Origin of the sequence: Actinomadura vinacea, assembly GCF_039532545.1 — a bacterium.
Classification (GTDB): Bacteria; Actinomycetota; Actinomycetes; order Streptosporangiales; family Streptosporangiaceae; genus Spirillospora; species Spirillospora vinacea.
Map to the genome: position 1 here is coordinate 212,685 of NZ_BAAARW010000038.1, position 14,630 is coordinate 227,314.

Annotated in this window: 17 protein-coding genes; 9 read left to right on the plus strand and 8 right to left on the minus strand. The window is 71.7% G+C overall.

Annotation, left to right across the window (positions count from 1 at the left end):
- Positions 1-9 precede the first annotated feature (9 nt).
- Positions 10-1,230, plus strand: a complete 1,221-nt coding sequence (locus tag ABD340_RS40785) for an NAD(P)/FAD-dependent oxidoreductase (protein WP_344596643.1) — start codon at positions 10-12, stop codon at positions 1,228-1,230.
- A 10-nt stretch (positions 1,231-1,240) separates the two neighbouring features.
- A complete protein-coding gene (locus tag ABD340_RS40790) occupies positions 1,241-2,191 on the plus strand; it encodes a sigma-70 family RNA polymerase sigma factor (protein ID WP_344596645.1) in 951 nt (316 codons plus the stop codon).
- Positions 2,192-2,197: 6 nt separating this feature from the next.
- On the opposite strand, the gene ABD340_RS40795 is transcribed toward ABD340_RS40790, so the two are convergent.
- Genes ABD340_RS40795 through ABD340_RS40805 form a run of 3 tightly spaced genes read right to left on the minus strand, consistent with a single transcriptional unit; the run spans position 2,198 to position 5,354 of the window.
- On the minus strand, positions 2,198-3,802 hold the full coding sequence (locus ABD340_RS40795; RefSeq protein ID WP_344596646.1) for a phospho-sugar mutase: 1,605 nt from the start codon (positions 3,800-3,802) through the stop codon (positions 2,198-2,200).
- A gap of 3 nt (positions 3,803-3,805) precedes the next feature.
- A complete protein-coding gene (locus ABD340_RS40800; protein ID WP_344596648.1) occupies positions 3,806-4,606 on the minus strand; it encodes a purine-nucleoside phosphorylase in 801 nt (266 codons plus the stop codon).
- Positions 4,607-4,616: 10 nt separating this feature from the next.
- Positions 4,617-5,354 carry a TetR/AcrR family transcriptional regulator gene (locus tag ABD340_RS40805; protein ID WP_344596649.1) on the minus strand — a complete coding sequence of 246 codons (738 nt, stop codon included), beginning with the start codon at positions 5,352-5,354 and terminating at the stop codon, positions 4,617-4,619.
- Between the two features lie 78 nt (positions 5,355-5,432).
- Here ABD340_RS40805 and ABD340_RS40810 point away from each other — a divergent pair, with 78 nt between their 5' ends.
- Complete coding sequence (locus tag ABD340_RS40810; protein WP_344596650.1) at positions 5,433-5,744, plus strand: DUF1330 domain-containing protein; 312 nt, start codon at positions 5,433-5,435, stop codon at positions 5,742-5,744.
- A gap of 32 nt (positions 5,745-5,776) precedes the next feature.
- Here the strand turns inward: ABD340_RS40810 and ABD340_RS40815 are convergent, their stop codons facing one another.
- Entirely contained in the window at positions 5,777-6,151 is a 375-nt protein-coding gene (locus ABD340_RS40815) for a VOC family protein (protein WP_344596652.1), read from the minus strand.
- Between the two features lie 50 nt (positions 6,152-6,201).
- Entirely contained in the window at positions 6,202-6,654 is a 453-nt protein-coding gene (locus ABD340_RS40820; protein ID WP_344596653.1) for a gamma-glutamylcyclotransferase, read from the minus strand.
- 107 nt (positions 6,655-6,761) lie between these two features.
- Between ABD340_RS40820 and ABD340_RS40825 the strand changes: the two genes are divergently transcribed.
- Positions 6,762-8,147, plus strand: a complete 1,386-nt coding sequence (locus tag ABD340_RS40825; protein WP_344596655.1) for an NAD(P)H-quinone dehydrogenase — start codon at positions 6,762-6,764, stop codon at positions 8,145-8,147.
- 170 nt (positions 8,148-8,317) lie between these two features.
- Here the strand turns inward: ABD340_RS40825 and ABD340_RS40830 are convergent, their stop codons facing one another.
- On the minus strand, positions 8,318-9,625 hold the full coding sequence (locus ABD340_RS40830) for a hypothetical protein (protein WP_344596656.1): 1,308 nt from the start codon (positions 9,623-9,625) through the stop codon (positions 8,318-8,320).
- A gap of 151 nt (positions 9,626-9,776) precedes the next feature.
- The gene (locus ABD340_RS40835; protein WP_344596657.1) at positions 9,777-11,540 is read right to left on the minus strand and encodes an acetyl/propionyl/methylcrotonyl-CoA carboxylase subunit alpha; all 1,764 of its coding nucleotides are present in this window, start codon (positions 11,538-11,540) and stop codon (positions 9,777-9,779) included.
- Between the two features lie 198 nt (positions 11,541-11,738).
- Between ABD340_RS40835 and ABD340_RS40840 the strand changes: the two genes are divergently transcribed.
- The 4 genes from ABD340_RS40840 (at position 11,739) to ABD340_RS40855 (ending at position 13,679) form a co-directional block, all read left to right on the plus strand.
- The gene (locus ABD340_RS40840; protein ID WP_344596658.1) at positions 11,739-12,743 is read left to right on the plus strand and encodes an SPFH domain-containing protein; all 1,005 of its coding nucleotides are present in this window, start codon (positions 11,739-11,741) and stop codon (positions 12,741-12,743) included.
- A gap of 8 nt (positions 12,744-12,751) precedes the next feature.
- The gene (locus ABD340_RS40845) at positions 12,752-13,048 is read left to right on the plus strand and encodes a hypothetical protein (protein WP_344596659.1); all 297 of its coding nucleotides are present in this window, start codon (positions 12,752-12,754) and stop codon (positions 13,046-13,048) included.
- A gap of 119 nt (positions 13,049-13,167) precedes the next feature.
- Entirely contained in the window at positions 13,168-13,410 is a 243-nt protein-coding gene (locus ABD340_RS40850) for a hypothetical protein (RefSeq protein WP_344596661.1), read from the plus strand.
- Positions 13,377-13,679, plus strand: a complete 303-nt coding sequence (locus tag ABD340_RS40855; RefSeq protein WP_344596663.1) for a hypothetical protein — start codon at positions 13,377-13,379, stop codon at positions 13,677-13,679. The genes ABD340_RS40850 and ABD340_RS40855 overlap by 34 nt, the downstream gene beginning before the upstream one ends.
- On the opposite strand, the gene ABD340_RS40860 is transcribed toward ABD340_RS40855, so the two are convergent.
- Positions 13,638-14,288, minus strand: a complete 651-nt coding sequence (locus ABD340_RS40860) for a class I SAM-dependent methyltransferase (RefSeq protein WP_344596665.1) — start codon at positions 14,286-14,288, stop codon at positions 13,638-13,640. The two genes, ABD340_RS40855 and ABD340_RS40860, sit on opposite strands and share 42 nt — an antisense overlap.
- Here ABD340_RS40860 and ABD340_RS40865 point away from each other — a divergent pair.
- Positions 14,260-14,562 carry a hypothetical protein gene (locus ABD340_RS40865; RefSeq protein WP_344596666.1) on the plus strand — a complete coding sequence of 101 codons (303 nt, stop codon included), beginning with the start codon at positions 14,260-14,262 and terminating at the stop codon, positions 14,560-14,562. The two genes, ABD340_RS40860 and ABD340_RS40865, sit on opposite strands and share 29 nt — an antisense overlap.
- Positions 14,563-14,630: the final 68 nt, after the last annotated feature.

Below are 14,630 nucleotides of genomic sequence, written 5' to 3' on the forward strand. Positions count from 1 at the left end.
GAGCGACACATGAAGCACCGCATCCTCGTCCTCGGCGCCGGCTATGCCGGGGCCTACGTGGCCGGGACCCTGGCCCGCCGGCTGTCCCCGGCGGACACCGAGATCACCGTGGTCAACGCCGTGCCGGACTTCGTCCAGCGGCTGCGGCTGCACCAGCTCGCGGCCGGCCAGCAGATCGGGACTCCGAAGCTCGCCGACGTCTTCGCGGGCACGGGGATACTGCTGCGCCTGGCCCGTGTCACCGCCGTCGACCCTGAGCGCCAGGTCGTCGCCGTGGCCGACGCCGGGGGCGGCGGCGAGCTCGGCTACGACACGCTTGTCTACGCGCTCGGCAGCCACGTCGCCGACCACGGCGTCCCCGGCGCGGCCGAGCACGCCTTCAACGTCGCCGCCAGGCCCTCGGCGCTGCGCCTGCGCGAGCGCCTGGACAGCCTGGACGGGCGAGCCGAAGGCGGGAGTGTGCTGGTCGTCGGCGACGGGTTGACCGGCATCGAGACCGCCACCGAGATCGCCGAATCCCGGCCCGGCCTGTCGGTGACGCTGGTCGCCCGCGGCGAGCTCGGCGCTCCGCTCTCCGCCGGAGCCCGCCGCCACCTGCGCCAGGCCTGCGACCGGCTGGGCCTCACCGTCCTGGAGCACACCAGCGTCGAATCCGTCGAGGCGACGCGGGTGCTGTGCGCCGACGGCACCGCCCTGGCGTCCGACGCGACCGTGTGGACGGCCGGGTTCGCGGTCAGCCCCATCGCCGCCGCCGGCGGGCTGGAGGTCACCGAGAACGGTCGGATCGTCGTCGATCGCACCATGCGGTCTGTCTCGCACCCGAACGTCTACGCCGTCGGCGACAGCGTCCACGCCATCGGCGACAACGGCCGGCCGCTGCCGATGTCCTGCGCGTCGGCCGGCTACACCGGCATGCAGGCGATCGCCGCGATCGTGGGACGCCTGACCGGCCGCACGATCCCCCAGACCAAGCTGGAGTACGTGGCCAACCACATCAGCCTCGGGCGGCGGGACGGGATCCTGCAGCTGGTCGACGACCAAGCGCAGGCGAAGCCGAAGTACATGGGCGGCCGGAAGGCCGCGCGGATCAAGGCGGCCATCCTCAGGACCTCGCTGTGGGCCGCCTCGCACCCGACCTTCGGCCTGCCCAAGCGCAAGCGCCGCCTGGCCGCCGCCCCGGACACCTCCCGCGAACACGTCCGCCGAGAAGGCGGTCGCGTTGCCGCCTAGGGTGGTCCGCGTGGACAGCGCCGCCGCCGATCGCTTCGACACCGGTCGGTTCGAGGCCAGCCGGAGCCGGCTGGCCTCGCTGGCGTACCGGCTGCTGGGCTCCGCCGCCGACGCCGAAGACGCCGTGCAGGACGCGTTCCTGCACTGGCAGGCCGCCGACCGGCAGCTGATCAGGGTGCCGGAGGCATGGCTGACCAAGGTCGTCACCAACCTGTGCCTGGACCGGCTCCGCTCCGCACAGGCCCGCCGCGAACGCACCGTCGGCGACTGGCTGCCCGAACCGCTCCTCGACGGCGACCCGATGCTCGGCCCGGCCGACACTTTCGAGCAGCGCGAATCGGTCTCCCTGGCCGTGCTGACTCTCATGGAGCGACTGTCACCCCTCGAGCGGGCCGTCTACCTGCTGCGCGAAGCGTTCTCCCACAGCCACGCCGAGATCGCCGAGATCCTCGACATCACCGAGTCCGCGAGCCAGCAGCACCTCCACCGGGCCCGGCGCCGCATCACCGCCGCGCGCCGCGCCGGCGAAGCCGACCCGGCGTCCGCCCGCAGGATCGTCGAGGAATTCCTCGCCGCCGCCTCCTCCGGCCGCACCGAACGGCTGGTGGCGCTGCTCACCGACGACGCGACCGCGATCTCCGACGGCGCCGGCGTGGCCGAGAAGCTGCTGCGGTACGACACTCCGCAGCGCATCGCCGCCGTCGTACGGGCCGGCTTCAAACCCACACCCGCGAAACGGCGGTTCGTCGGTGGCACGCCCGCCGTCCACTACGCGCTCGTCAACGGTTCCCCGGCCATCCTCGTCGTGCTCGGCGACCGGGTCGTCGGCGCCGTGACGTTCGACATCACAGGTGGCAAGATCGCAACCGTGCGCGGCATCGCCGCCCCGACCCGCCTCGCCCGCCTCACCGAAGGCTGGCGGCAGCACGAACCGGACACGCCGCTCATCGCCCGGTGGTGAACGCTTTCAGGGAAGGGCGAGGGCGGCGGAGAGCGCTTCGCGGAGCGCGTCGAGATCCTCCTGGGCTTGCGCGCGGGCGGCGGCGGGGTCCTCGTCCGCTGGGCGGACGACCTCCAGGTAGCACTTGAGCTTGCGCTCGGTGCCCGACGGCCGCACGACGATCCGCGCGGGCCCGGCGAGCCGGAGCCGCAGCCCTTCGGTGGGCGGCAGCCCGTCCACGCCCTCGGCGAGGTCCTCGAAGCGCTCCACCGCCCGGCCCGCCAGCTCGGCCGGGGGCGCGGCACGGAGACGGGCGAGGGCCTCGGGGATCAGCGCCAGATCCTCGACCCGCAGGGACAGCTGCGCGGTCGCGTGCAGGCCGTACCGGCGGGCCTGGTCGTCCAGGAGGTCGGTGAGCGTCCGGCCGTCCCGCGCGGCCTCGGCGGCCAGGGCGGCGACGGCCAGCGCGGCGCCGATGCCGTCCTTGTCGCGGACGACACCGCCGACGCTGTGGCCGAGCGCCTCCTCGTACCCGTAGACGATCCCCTCGCCCGCCTTCATGATCCACTTGAAGCCGGTGAGGGTGCGGGCCGAGCGGGCGCCGTGCGCCGCCGCGATCGCGGCCAGCAGCGACGAGGAGACGATGGTCGTGACGACCAGCCGGTCGCCCGCGGTGTGCCGCAGCACGTGCTCGGCCAGCAGCCCGCCGACCTCGTCGCCGGTCAGCTGCCGCCAGCCCGGCCCGTCCGGGACGGCCACCGCGCAGCGGTCCGCGTCCGGATCGTTCGCGATCACCAGGTCCGCGCCGGAGTCCGAGGCCAGCCCGAGGACCAGGTCCATCGCGCCCGGCTCCTCGGGATTGGGGAACGCGACCGTCGGGAAGTCCGGGTCGGGCTCGGCCTGCTCCGGGACGACCGCCGGCGCCGGGAAACCGGCCCGCTCGAAGGCGCTCAGCAGCACGTCCCGGCCCACCCCGTGCAGGGGCGTATATGCGGTCGCCACCTCGCGGGCGTCGCCCAGCGGAAGGCCGGAGAGCGCCCGCAGGTACGCCTCGACGATCTCCTCGCCGAGGACGGTCCAGTCCTTGCCGAGCGGCAGCCCGTCCACCCGGCCGACCGCGTCGATCGCCGCCGAGATCTCCGCGTCCAGCGGCGGGACGATCTGCGCCCCATCGCCCCAGTACACCTTGTAGCCGTTGTCGCGGGGCGGGTTGTGGCTGGCGGTCACCATCACGCCCGCCGCCGCGCCCAGATGCCGGACGGCGAACGCCAGCACGGGCGTGGGCAGCGGACGGGGGAGCAGCCAGGCGCTCAGGCCCGCGCCCGTCACGACCGCCGCCGTGTCGAGCGCGAACCGCTCCGAACCGTGCCGCGCGTCGTAGCCGATCACCACGCCGCCCCCGCCGTCCTGGCGGAGCCGGGCCGCCAGACCGGCGGCGGCGCGCATCACCGTCACCCGGTTCATCCGGTTGGGGCCCGCGCCGAGCTCGCCGCGCAGGCCCGCCGTCCCGAATTCCAGCCGCGCCCCGAAACGGTCGGCCAGCGCCGCCTCGTCCCCGGACGCCAGGATCCCGCGCAACTCCGCGACGGTCTCCGGGTCGGGGTCCTGGGCCAGCCACTCCTCCGGATCCATCGCTCAGACCTTGGAGGCGAGGGTGGCCAGCAGCCCGCCCATCCGCTCGGCGGCGGCGCGTCCGGCGGCCAGCACCTCCTCGTGGTCGAGCGGCCCCTCCGCCAGACCGGCGGCGACATTGGTCACCAGGGAGACGCCCAGCACCTCCGCGCCGCCCTGCCGCGCCGCGATCGCCTCCAGCACCGTCGACATGCCCACCAGGTCGGCGCCCAGCGTGCGCAGCATCCGGATCTCGGCCGGGGTCTCGAACGACGGGCCGGGCAGCGCCGCGTACACGCCCTCGTCCAGCGTCGGGTCCACCTCGCGGGCCAGCGCCCGCAGCCGCCGCGAGTACACCTCGGTCAGATCCAGGAACGCCGGCCCGGTCAGCGGATTCGCGCCGGTCAGGTTGAGATGGTCGGAGATCAGCACCGGATCGCCCACCTTCTGCCGCTCCGGCCGCAGCCCGCCCGCCGCGTTCGTCAGCACCACCGCGCGCACCCCGGCCGCCAGCGCGGTCCGGACGCCGTGCACCGCCGCCTCCACCCCGAGCCCCTCGTACAAGTGCGTGCGGCCCAGGAGGACCAGCGCGTTGCGTCCGCCCACCCGCACGGCCCGCAGCCGTCCGGCGTGCCCCTCCACCGCGGGCGGCGCGAACCCCGGCAGGTCGGTCACCGGGAGCTCCGCCTCCGGATCGCCGAGCGCGTCCGCCGCGGGGACCCAGCCCGACCCCATCACCAGGGCCACATCAAAGGACTCGAAGGACGTGCGGGCGCGCAGCCGCTCCGCCGCGTCCCGAGCCAGCGCAAAAGCGTCGTTGCTCACCAGGACGACCTTACCGGCCGATGACCTTCGGGGGCGGAACCTGATCCAGGCCCAGTGACCTGACCAGGTCGAGCATCTCGGCGCGGTGCAGGGCGGCCGGGTTGCCCGCGACGGGGTGGATGTGGCCGTCGATCTCCAGCGCCACCAGGCCGTGCATCCGGCCCCAGACGCGCAGCGCGAGCGCCGCCGCGGCGGGCGGCACGTCCGGCAGGTCCGCCTGGATCTTCGCGACGTAGTCCGGGTGGAGGTCGGACCAGGAGGCGTCCTCGGGCTGGAGGTGCCGCGCGTGCGGCCATGCGGCGGCCACCAGGCGGGTCAGTTCGCGGCACACGCGGCGTGCCGTCTGGTCGACCGGCCCGTCCTCGGGGGGCTGGTAGCCGGGGATGGGGTGGCCGTAGAAGAGCCGGAAGCTCTCCGGGTGGGCCAGCGCCCATTCCCTCAGGGCCTGACCCCACGCCAGCAGCCTGCCGCCGGGGTCGGTGTCGGGCACGGCGTCGCTGGCGGTCTCCAGCGACTCCGCGAGCGAGGCGGCGATTCCGCTGATCAGTGCCGTGATCAGGTCGTCCCGGGTAGCGAAGTAGCTGTAGATCGCGCGCGCCGTCATCCCCATCTCGCGGGCGATGCCGCGCAGCGAGATCGCTCCGGGCCCGCCTTCCGCCAGCTGCCGCAACGCGATGGCCTTGATCTCCCGGCCCGTCTCCACCCGCAGCCGCTCCCGGCGGCTCATCACACCCGCGTCGATGCCCACCTTGAACAGGTTACAGGGGTGCAATAGTCTCTGCCGTGTCATTAGTACACGCCGTGTCCAAAGGAATCGGAGCGTCCCATGCCCGCTTACGTGATCGTCAACGTCGACGTGCTCGACGAGGAGGCCGGCCTGGCCTACGCGCCCGTGGCCCAGAAGTCCATCCTCGACCACGGCGGCCGTTACCTGGTCGCAGGCCCCACGCCCGAGCCCGTCGAAGGCACCTGGGACTCCTCCCGGTTCCTGGTCATCGAGTTCCCCGACATGGACCGGATCCGGGAGTGGTACGACTCCCCCGAGTACCGGCGGGCCCGGGAGATACGAGAGGACAAGGTTCGGGTGGGGATGCTGTTCGCCGAGGGCGCGCCGCCCGAGGGCTTCTCCCTCCCCTAGCCGCGCCGCCGCTCGCCGTGCGGCGGTCGTGCTCAGGTCAGGCGGGCTCGCAGGAGGCAGAATTCGTTGCCCTCGGGGTCGGCCAGGCAATGCCAGCTCTCTTGGCCGGTCTGGCCGATGTCGACCGGGCGTGCGCCGGCGGCCAGCAGGCGCTCGAGCTCGGCGTCCTGGTCGCGGTCGGTGGCGTTGACGTCGATGTGCAGCGGCAGCTTGCCCGTCTTGGGCTCGGTGCTGGGGCTGAAGACCAGGGTCGGCTGCAAGCCGCCGAACCCTTCTGGCGGCCCGATCTCCACCGCGCCGTCGTCGTCGGTGCTCAGCACACCGAACCCCAGCACCTCGCACCAGAACGCCGCCAGCGTCTGCGGATCCCGGCAATCGATCACCAGCTCGGAAATGCGAGAGGCCATGATCGACACCCTAGGGGGAGAGGCGGGGCGAAAAGCCACCGCGTGAGAAGTTAATCGCCGATCGACTTGCAGGGGCGGTTGCGGAGGTCCTTCACGTAGTCGTCCGGCGCCCCGGCGGCCTCCGCCGCGTCGGCCAGGATCCCCAGATAACGCGCCGAGGGCAGCCCGCCCTCGTAGTCGTCCAGGACGTACAGCCAGCACAGCACGTCCTCCTCCAGGGTGGAGACCCGCACCCGGATCTTCCGGTAGACGCCGAGGGCCGCGCCCTCCCAGGCGTCCAGCTCGGTCTCGTCCCAGGCCGGGACGTCGTACAGCACGACGAACACCTGCTCGCCGCCGTCCTCGACCAGCGTCGCCAGGGCGCCGTCCCAGCCCACGTCCTGGCCGCCGAAGGTCAGTCGCCAGCCCGCGAGCCAGCCGGTGCCGCGCATGGGCGAATGCGGTGCCCGGGCAGCCATCTGCTCGGGATCCATGTTGGAGGCGTACGCCGCGTACAGTGCCACGGTCGCCAAGCGTACGTCAGCGACCCCGCCTCGCGGGGACCTCCCCGGGCGCGCCGCGAGCCGGACCCCTGGTCGGGTCACCCCCGGGAGTGAGAAACAATGGGGGCGTGACCCGCATCGTGATCATAGGAGGAGGCCCGGGCGGCTACGAGGCCGCGCTCGTCGCGGCACAGCTCGGCGCCGACGTGACCGTGGTCGAGCGCGACGGACCCGGCGGCGCCTGCGTGCTCACCGACTGCGTGCCGTCCAAGACGCTCATCGCGACCTCGACCCGGATGGCGGTGATGTCGGAGTCGGAAGGGCTGGGCGTGCGCTTCAACGGCGGCCCGGACGGCATCGTCGGCGGCCTGGAGGTCGACCTGCCCACCGTCAACAAGCGGGTGAAGGACCTGGCCCGGGCCCAGTCGTTCGACGTCGCCGAACGGCTCGCCTACGAGGAGGTCAAGATCGTCCGGGGTGCGGCGCGGCTGGACGAGCCGCACGTCGTCTCGGTCGGCGACCGCCGCATCGTGGCCGACGTCGTGCTGATCGCCACCGGCGCCACCCCGCGCGTGCTGCCCGGCTCCGAACCCGACGGCGAGCGCATCCTCAACTGGCGCCAGCTGTACGACCTGCCCGAACTGCCCGAAGAGCTGATCGTGGTCGGCTCCGGCGTGACCGGCGCCGAACTGGCCGGCGCGTACCTGTCCCTCGGCTCCCGGGTCACCCTGGTCTCCTCGCGCGACCGGATCCTCCCCACCGAGGACGCCGACGCCGCCGCGGTTCTCCAGGAGGTCTTCCTGCGCCGCGGGATGAACGTCATGTCGCGGTCCCGGGCGGCCGGCGTGGAGCGCTCCGGCGACGGTGTGATCGTCACCCTGGAGGACGGCCGCAAGGTCGAGGGCTCGCACTGCCTCATGACCGTCGGCATGGAGCCCAACACCCGCGGCATGGGCCTGGAGAAGACCGGCGTCAAGCTCGACTCCCGCGGCTTCGTCGAGGTCGACAAGGTCTCCCGCACCAGCGTCCCGCACATCTACGCCTCCGGCGACTGCACCGGCATCCTCATGCTCGCCTCCGTCGCGGGCATGCAGGGCCGCATCGCCATGTGGCACGCCCTGGGCGAGGCCGTCCAGCCGCTCAAGCTCGGCTGGGTCGCCTCGAACATCTTCACCGACCCGGAGGTCGCCTCCGTCGGCGTGACGCAGAAGATGGTCGACCTGGGCGAAGTGAACGCCCGCACTGTCATGCTTCCGCTGTTCAGCAACGCCCGCGCCAAGATGCAGGGCTTCGAGGACGGCTTCGTCAAGCTGTTCTGCCGCCCGTCCACCGGCATCGTCCTGGGCGGCGTCATCGTCGCCCCCCGGGCAAGCGAACTGATTTTGGGCGTCTCGGTGGCCGTACAGCAGCACCTGACCGTGGACCAGCTGGCCCAGACCTTCGCCGTCTACCCGTCCTTGTCGGGCAGCATCACGGAGGCGTCCAGAAGGCTCATGGCCGAACACGCCTTCTAGCCGGACTGCGTGCGATCTCCGGCTGGAGGCAGGAACCCAGCGCGTCCCGGGCCCACCGCGATGGGCCCGGGACACCGGGCAGACCGTCGGGGTGCAGGGTTGTCCCCCTGCCGGGGCGTGGGGCCGCCCACCCCGCGCGGGCGGTGTGGGGGGCGCCCCTCCACATTGACTTAGAAGCCGCCGAAGTCTCCGCCGCCTCCGAAGTCGCCTCCGCCGAAGTCCCAGCCGCCGCCTACGTCGCCGCCGTCGCCGCCGAAGCCGCTCATGTCGCCTCCGCCGTAGCCGCCGTAGCCGCCGCTCATCATGGAGCCGAGCATGGTGCCGATCATCATGCCGCTGAGCAGGTCGAGGCCGCCGTACGAGGCGTAGTAGCCGCCCGCGTAGGGGGCGTACGCCGGGCCCGCGTCGTAGTAAGGGCGGCGGCCGTCGCCGTACGGGACCATTCGCACGTCGGGGTCCTGGCCCTTGAGGACGTGCTGCGCGTCCGTCTCGCATGCGGGGACGGAACGGGCGACGCCGCCCGGGGGTGCCCACGTGACGTCCTGTGCGGACGGGCCGTGCTGCGGGTTGAAGAAGCACGGCGCGCGCCGCTCGGGGACCGGCTCGCCGGCGAGGCGGGCGCGGGTGGCGGTCATGTGGTAACGGCCGTTCTCCAGGGCCGTGGTGACGTTCTCCATGTCGGACGGCCTGGCGGCCCGTTCGGTCGCCGTCTTGGCCTCGTCGTAGGAGTTCATGGCCCGCTCGTAGTCGTGGCGGGTGTCGGGGTCGAGGTCGTGGTCCATGACGTTGAGGTCGAGTTCGGCGATGTCCTCGCCGAGCAGGGTCACGTCCTCCTCGACGCCCTGCTTCAGGTCGGCCATCTGCTGGGCCTCGCGCTCGCGCCGGCGCCTGCCGGCGACGAGGAACGCGCCGAACGCACCGGCCATGATCACGATGACCAGGCCCAGCGTGACGAAGCCGCCGATCATGCCGGAGCGGGCCTTGTCGTCGGCCTGCCGCTCGGCCTGGTCGGAGAAGGCCGCCAGCCGCGTCTGGACGTTGCCGCTGCCCGGCGCGGACTGGGAGATCAGCCGGTTGATCTCCTTGACGTCGAACATCTTGGAGATGCCGGTCATGCGGGAGCCGTCCGCGGTGATCGCGACGTAGGTGTCGCCCTTGTTCACGCGGTCCTTGACGGCGACGAGCATCCGGCCCATGTCCTGCTGGCCGACGCCGTTGCGGACCACGACGGCGCGGATGTCGGCGTCGGAGTTGCGGTCGAGGGACGCCTTGACGGCGTTCTGGTCGAGGGACGCCTGGGGCCGGGCCGCCTCGGTGACGTACAGCCGGGAGTTGCTGAGGCCGTTGGCGATGGTGGAGGGGTTGTCGTCCGCCTGGGCGGGTGCGGCGAAGCCGAACAGCAGCATCAGGACGGCGGCCGCGGCCGCCGCCAGTGCGCCGCGGCGTAGCGCCCGCTGCGGCCGGGGTTCGGTGTTCATGATGAAAGTCTGCCTCCTCACCTGGTAGACGAGCAGGCCTCACAGACCGTTCCGGTTATTTGTGGCATACCCGTTTTAAAGCGCCACAATTGCCCCAAATATGACGAAGCGCACGCCCCTGGTCTAGGGACGTGCGCTTCGCCGGACGGCGTCAGGCGTCCTTGATCTCGCAGATGACGGCGCCGTTGGAGACGGTCTGGCCCACCTCGGCCGACAGCGCGGTGACCGTGCCCGCCTTGTGCGCGTTCAGCGGCTGCTCCATCTTCATCGCCTCCAGGACGACGATCGGGTCGCCGGCCGCCACCGTCCCGCCCTCCTCGGCGACCAGCTTGACGATCGTGCCCTGCATCGGGCTGACCAGCGCGTCCCCCGACGCCTGCGCCTTGCCGCCCTTCTTGCCGGCGCGCCGCTTCGCGGGGGCCCCGGCGGCGCCGGGGGCCGCGGAGGCGCCCAGGCCCGCGGGCAGCACGACCTCGAGCCGCTTGCCGCCGACCTCGACGGTGACCCGCTCGCGCTCGCCCGCCTCCTCGTCCTCGGCCACCCCGCCCTCGTACGGAGGCAGCGTGTTGTCGAACTCGGTCTCGATCCACCGGGTGTGGACGGAGAACGGCTCGGCCTCGTCGTCGGGGACGAAGGCCGGGTCGTTCAGCACGGCCTGGTGGAACGGGAGGACGGTCGGCATCCCCTCCACCGCGAACTCGGCGAGGGCGCGCCGTGAGCGCTCGACGGCCTGGCGGCGGGTGGCGCCCGTCACGACCAGCTTGGCGATCATCGAGTCGAACTGCTGCGGGATGGTCTGCCCCTCCACGCAGCCGGTGTCCAGCCGCACGCCCGGCCCGGACGGCGGCTGCCAGGCGGTCAGCGTCCCCACCGCGGGCAGGAAGTTGCGGCCCGGGTCCTCGGCGTTGATCCGGAACTCGATCGAGTGGCCGCGCAGCACCGGGTCGCCGTACCCCAGCTCCTCGCCGTCGGCGATCCGGAACATCTCCCGCACCAGGTCGATGCCCGCGACCTCCTCGGTCACGGGGTGCTCCACCTGCAGCCGGGTGTTGACCTCCAGGAACGAGATGGTGCCGTCCTGGCCCACCAGGAACTCGCACGTCCCGGCGCCCACGTACCCGGCCTCCTTCAGGATGGCCTTGGACGAGCTGTAGAGCAGCTCGACCTGCTCCCCGTTCAGGAACGGAGCCGGAGCCTCCTCGACCAGCTTCTGGTGGCGGCGCTGCAGCGAGCAGTCACGGGTGGAGACGACCACCACGTTGCCGTGCTTGTCGGCCAGGCACTGCGTCTCCACGTGCCGGGGACGGTCCAGGTAGCGTTCCACGAAGCACTCGCCGCGCCCGAACGCCGACACGGCCTCGCGCACGGCCGACTCGTACATGTCGGCGACCTCGTCCAGCGTGCGGGCCACCTTCAGGCCGCGCCCGCCGCCGCCGAACGCCGCCTTGATCGCGATCGGCAGCCCGTGCTCCTCGGCGAACGCCACGACCTCCTCGGCCCCCGACACCGGGTCCTTGGTGCCGGCCACCAGCGGCGCGCCCACCTTCTGCGCGATGTGCCGGGCCTGCACCTTGTCGCCCAGCGCGGTGATCGCCGCGGGCGGCGGGCCGATCCAGGTCAGCCCGGCGGCCTCGACCGCGGTGGCGAAATCGGCGTTCTCGGCCAGGAAGCCGTACCCCGGGTGCACCGCGTCCGCGCCGGCGTCGACCGCGATCTTCAGGATCTTGTCGATGTCCAGGTAGCTGTCGGCGGCCGTCTGGCCGCCCAGCGCGTGCGCCTCGTCGGCGACCCGAACGTGCAGTGCGTCCAGGTCCGGCTCGGCGTACACCGCGACACTGGCGAGCCCCGCGTCGCGACAGGCACGGGCTATACGGACCGCGATCTCACCGCGGTTGGCGATCAGGACCTTGCGCACGTGGGTCTCCTCCCTAACCTCGCACGCGCAGTCTAGATAATCGCGCTCCCGCATTTCGGTAAGGGGTTGCTCGAAGCGACCGAGCCGCCGTTCCCGGGTTCGGCGGCCGGGTCCGGCCATACGGGTTCCGTCCCGCGCCCCGCGGCGTCCGATCGCCGTGCCCGGGGCCGTGCGGCCCTGGCGGAGAGGAGCTTGGCCGTGGCCGAGAACGAGTCGTCCGCCGCGCGTGGATCGCGGCGGCTCCAGCGGCGCACCGCGATCATCCTGGCGGTCGCGCTGGTGCTGGTCGGAGGGCCCACGCTGAGCGCCCTGCTCGGCGGGTACGAGCGGACCGGGGGCGGGGAGGTCGCGGTCGTCCGCAACGGGGGCTTCTTCGACGACAACAAGATCCGCCAGGTGATCCCCCAGGGGTCGGGCCGCACCTGGGTCGGCCTGTACTCCAAGGTGCACCGCTACCCCGCCCAGCAGCGCTTCTACACCATCACCTCGGAGGCCAAGAAGGCCGAGACCTCCGGTGTCGACGTCGTCACCGTGCCCAGCGCGGACGGCGTCAACATGGGCATCGAGGGCACCCTCTACTTCACCCTCAACCAGGACCGCGCCGCGCTGCGCGCCTTCGACGACAAGTTCGGCACCCGCAAGTTCCGCGGCGGGGGCGGTGACACGTACTACCCGTGGGAAGGCGACAAGGGCTGGCTGGCCTTCCTCGACCAGATCGTCCGGCCGGTGATCGACAACGATCTGCGCAGCCAGGTCAACAGCTTCCGGTGCGCCGAGCTTGTCTCGTCCTGCGCCCTGGTGCAGAACACCTCCGCGAAGCCCCGGCAGGGCGCCCAGGCGCAGAGCAACAACGCCAACATCGCCAAGGTGCAGACGGCGATCAACACCAGCCTGGCCGCGGATCTGCGCTCCACTCTCGGCGGCGACTTCCTGACCAACATCCGCTTCAACCTGGTCAAGGTCGCGCTGCCGGACCGGGTGCAGGACGCCGTCGACCGCGCGCAGGCCGCGTTCGCCCAGGTCAGCGAGGCGCAGGCGAAGGTCGCCACGGCACAGGCCGAGGCCGCGGCCAACAAGGCCCGCCAGGACGGGTACAACAAGTGCCCGACCTGCGCGCGGATCGAGGAGTTGAAGGCGCTGCCGCAGGGCATCACGGTGTACGCGCCGGGCAACCCCAACGGCGCGCTCCTGCCGAAGGACTGAGCCGGCCGATGCGAGCGCTGATCATGCTGGCGATCGCGGCCCTGATCGTCGTGGTCGCGATCCTGGTCTACTACGCCGTCACCGACCGGAAGGCGGCGCCGCCCGCGCGCTGGGAGACCCACACCGAGTCGTCCGGCGGCGTCACCACGGTCATGGTGCGCCAGGTCACCGAGGCCGGACGCGAATTGGGACGGCAGACCGTCGCCTCGATCCCGGACGGCGATCCCGAATGGGAGACCCGCTACCACGAGGCCATGGCGCAGGCCCGGTCGAGGGTCGCGGCGCTGCAGATAGAAGCCGACTGAAAAGGCGGGCCCCACCGAGTTGTTGACCGGACTACCGAGTGACACGCCGTGACGTAGAGCGCTTCCGTCGGGCGGTCTCGGTAGAGGTTGCGCATCCCCGACGAAGGAGCGCAACGCAGGTGATCGAGACGACTCGTGACATCCGGACGATCTGTCTGCCCCGGTGGGGGCGGGTGGCTGCTGATCCGGGGGTCGTTCCCTGGCTGGTTCTTGATGAGGAAGGAGAGGCTGTGCGGCCGATCCGCAGGTTCCTGCTTGATTTCGTTGCCTGGAACAACCGGACCGGCAGCGTGCGCAGCTACGCCTTCGATCTGCTGCGCTGGTGGCGGTGGCTGCCCGCATCCTGGGCCACAAGTCCCTGACCACCACCCAGGCCTACCTGGCGGTCTTCCAGGACGACCTGGTCCGCGCCTATCGCGGGTTCCTGGACCGGCGCCGCGCCGACCGGCCCGCCGAGGAATACCGCGACCCCACCGACCAGGAATGGCTCGACTTCCAGCAGCACTTCGAGCTCCGCAAGGTCTCCCTCGGCAACTGCGGACGCCCCTACGGCACGCCCTGCCAGCACGAACACGCCTGCTTCTCTGAACTACTGGCAGAGCTTACGGCGTGCGAAGAGAAACGCTTGTGAAGTCTTCTCAACCGGGTCGAGCAGCATCTGGGCCTCGACCTCAAATCCGGCGTCACGCAGCCAGGCGGCCACCTGGTCCGGCTGACGGCGGTGGACATGAACCTTCATGGGGTGACCACCGTAGCCCTGTGTCTTCAACTGCGACTCGTCGCCGACGTGAAACAGAAGCTGCAGAGGTCCGCCTGGACGCAATGTGCGATGGAAGTGCCCGAACACGGTCGGCACCTCGTCGTCGGGTATATGGATCAACGACTGCCAGGCGAGCAGGCCGGTCACTGAGGCGGCCGGGAGGTCCAAGTCCGTCATCGAGCCCACCTCGAACCGCAAGCCAGGGTGTTCGCGCTGGGCCACGTCGATCATCCCCGGGGAGAGGTCGATACCGAAGGCGTCGATGCCGAGCCTGTGCAGGTGGGCGGTGACTTGTCCGGGGCCGCAGCCGACATCCGCTACCGGCCCGCCGCCCGCGGCCCGCACGCTGTCGGCGAACAACGCCAGAGCGGCGCGAAGGTACTGGTGCCCGGCGATGGCATCGCGCACTTGATCGGCGTAGCTGATTGCGACCGTGTCGTAAGAGGTTCGGATGTCGGTCAACCAGTCGTCCGTGCTCATGCCCGGCACGGTAGTCCGTGATCACGAAATGCTGGTAAGTGATGAGGCAGCAGGCGGGTTTGGGGAACGCTTCGTGGATGTCGGCTCAGGGTTTGCTCACATCGCTGGTGTGGGCGACGATCTGATCGAGGGTGGGGATGCCCAGGATAACCGGGGCCCGTTGGCGTTCTTGTTGTGCGTCGAGTTGAGCGAGTTTGCCATCGGCGCCGGCGAGGTTGACCCGCAGTCCCTCAACCTCACCGAGCCCAGCCTTCACGTTCGGCTTCGGCGATGAGCAGGCCGTTGCCGGTTTCGAGGGGATAGATGCCGCCGGCGCTGGCGTGCAACGTGTCGCCGAGCTGG

Coding starts and splice junctions, on each gene's coding strand:
- ABD340_RS40785 (WP_344596643.1), top strand. CDS start 10: ATGAAGCACCGCATCCTCGTCCTCGGCGCCGGCTATGCCGGGGCCTAC.
- ABD340_RS40795 (WP_344596646.1), bottom strand. CDS start 3,802: ATGGATCCGGAGGAGTGGCTGGCCCAGGACCCCGACCCGGAGACCGTC.
- ABD340_RS40810 (WP_344596650.1), top strand. CDS start 5,433: ATGCCCGCTTACGTGATCGTCAACGTCGACGTGCTCGACGAGGAGGCC.
- ABD340_RS40815 (WP_344596652.1), bottom strand. CDS start 6,151: ATGGCCTCTCGCATTTCCGAGCTGGTGATCGATTGCCGGGATCCGCAG.
- ABD340_RS40830 (WP_344596656.1), bottom strand. CDS start 9,625: ATGAACACCGAACCCCGGCCGCAGCGGGCGCTACGCCGCGGCGCACTG.
- ABD340_RS40845 (WP_344596659.1), top strand. CDS start 12,752: ATGCGAGCGCTGATCATGCTGGCGATCGCGGCCCTGATCGTCGTGGTC.
- ABD340_RS40865 (WP_344596666.1), top strand. CDS start 14,260: ATGTCGGTCAACCAGTCGTCCGTGCTCATGCCCGGCACGGTAGTCCGT.
- ABD340_RS40860 (WP_344596665.1), bottom strand. CDS start 14,288: ATGAGCACGGACGACTGGTTGACCGACATCCGAACCTCTTACGACACG.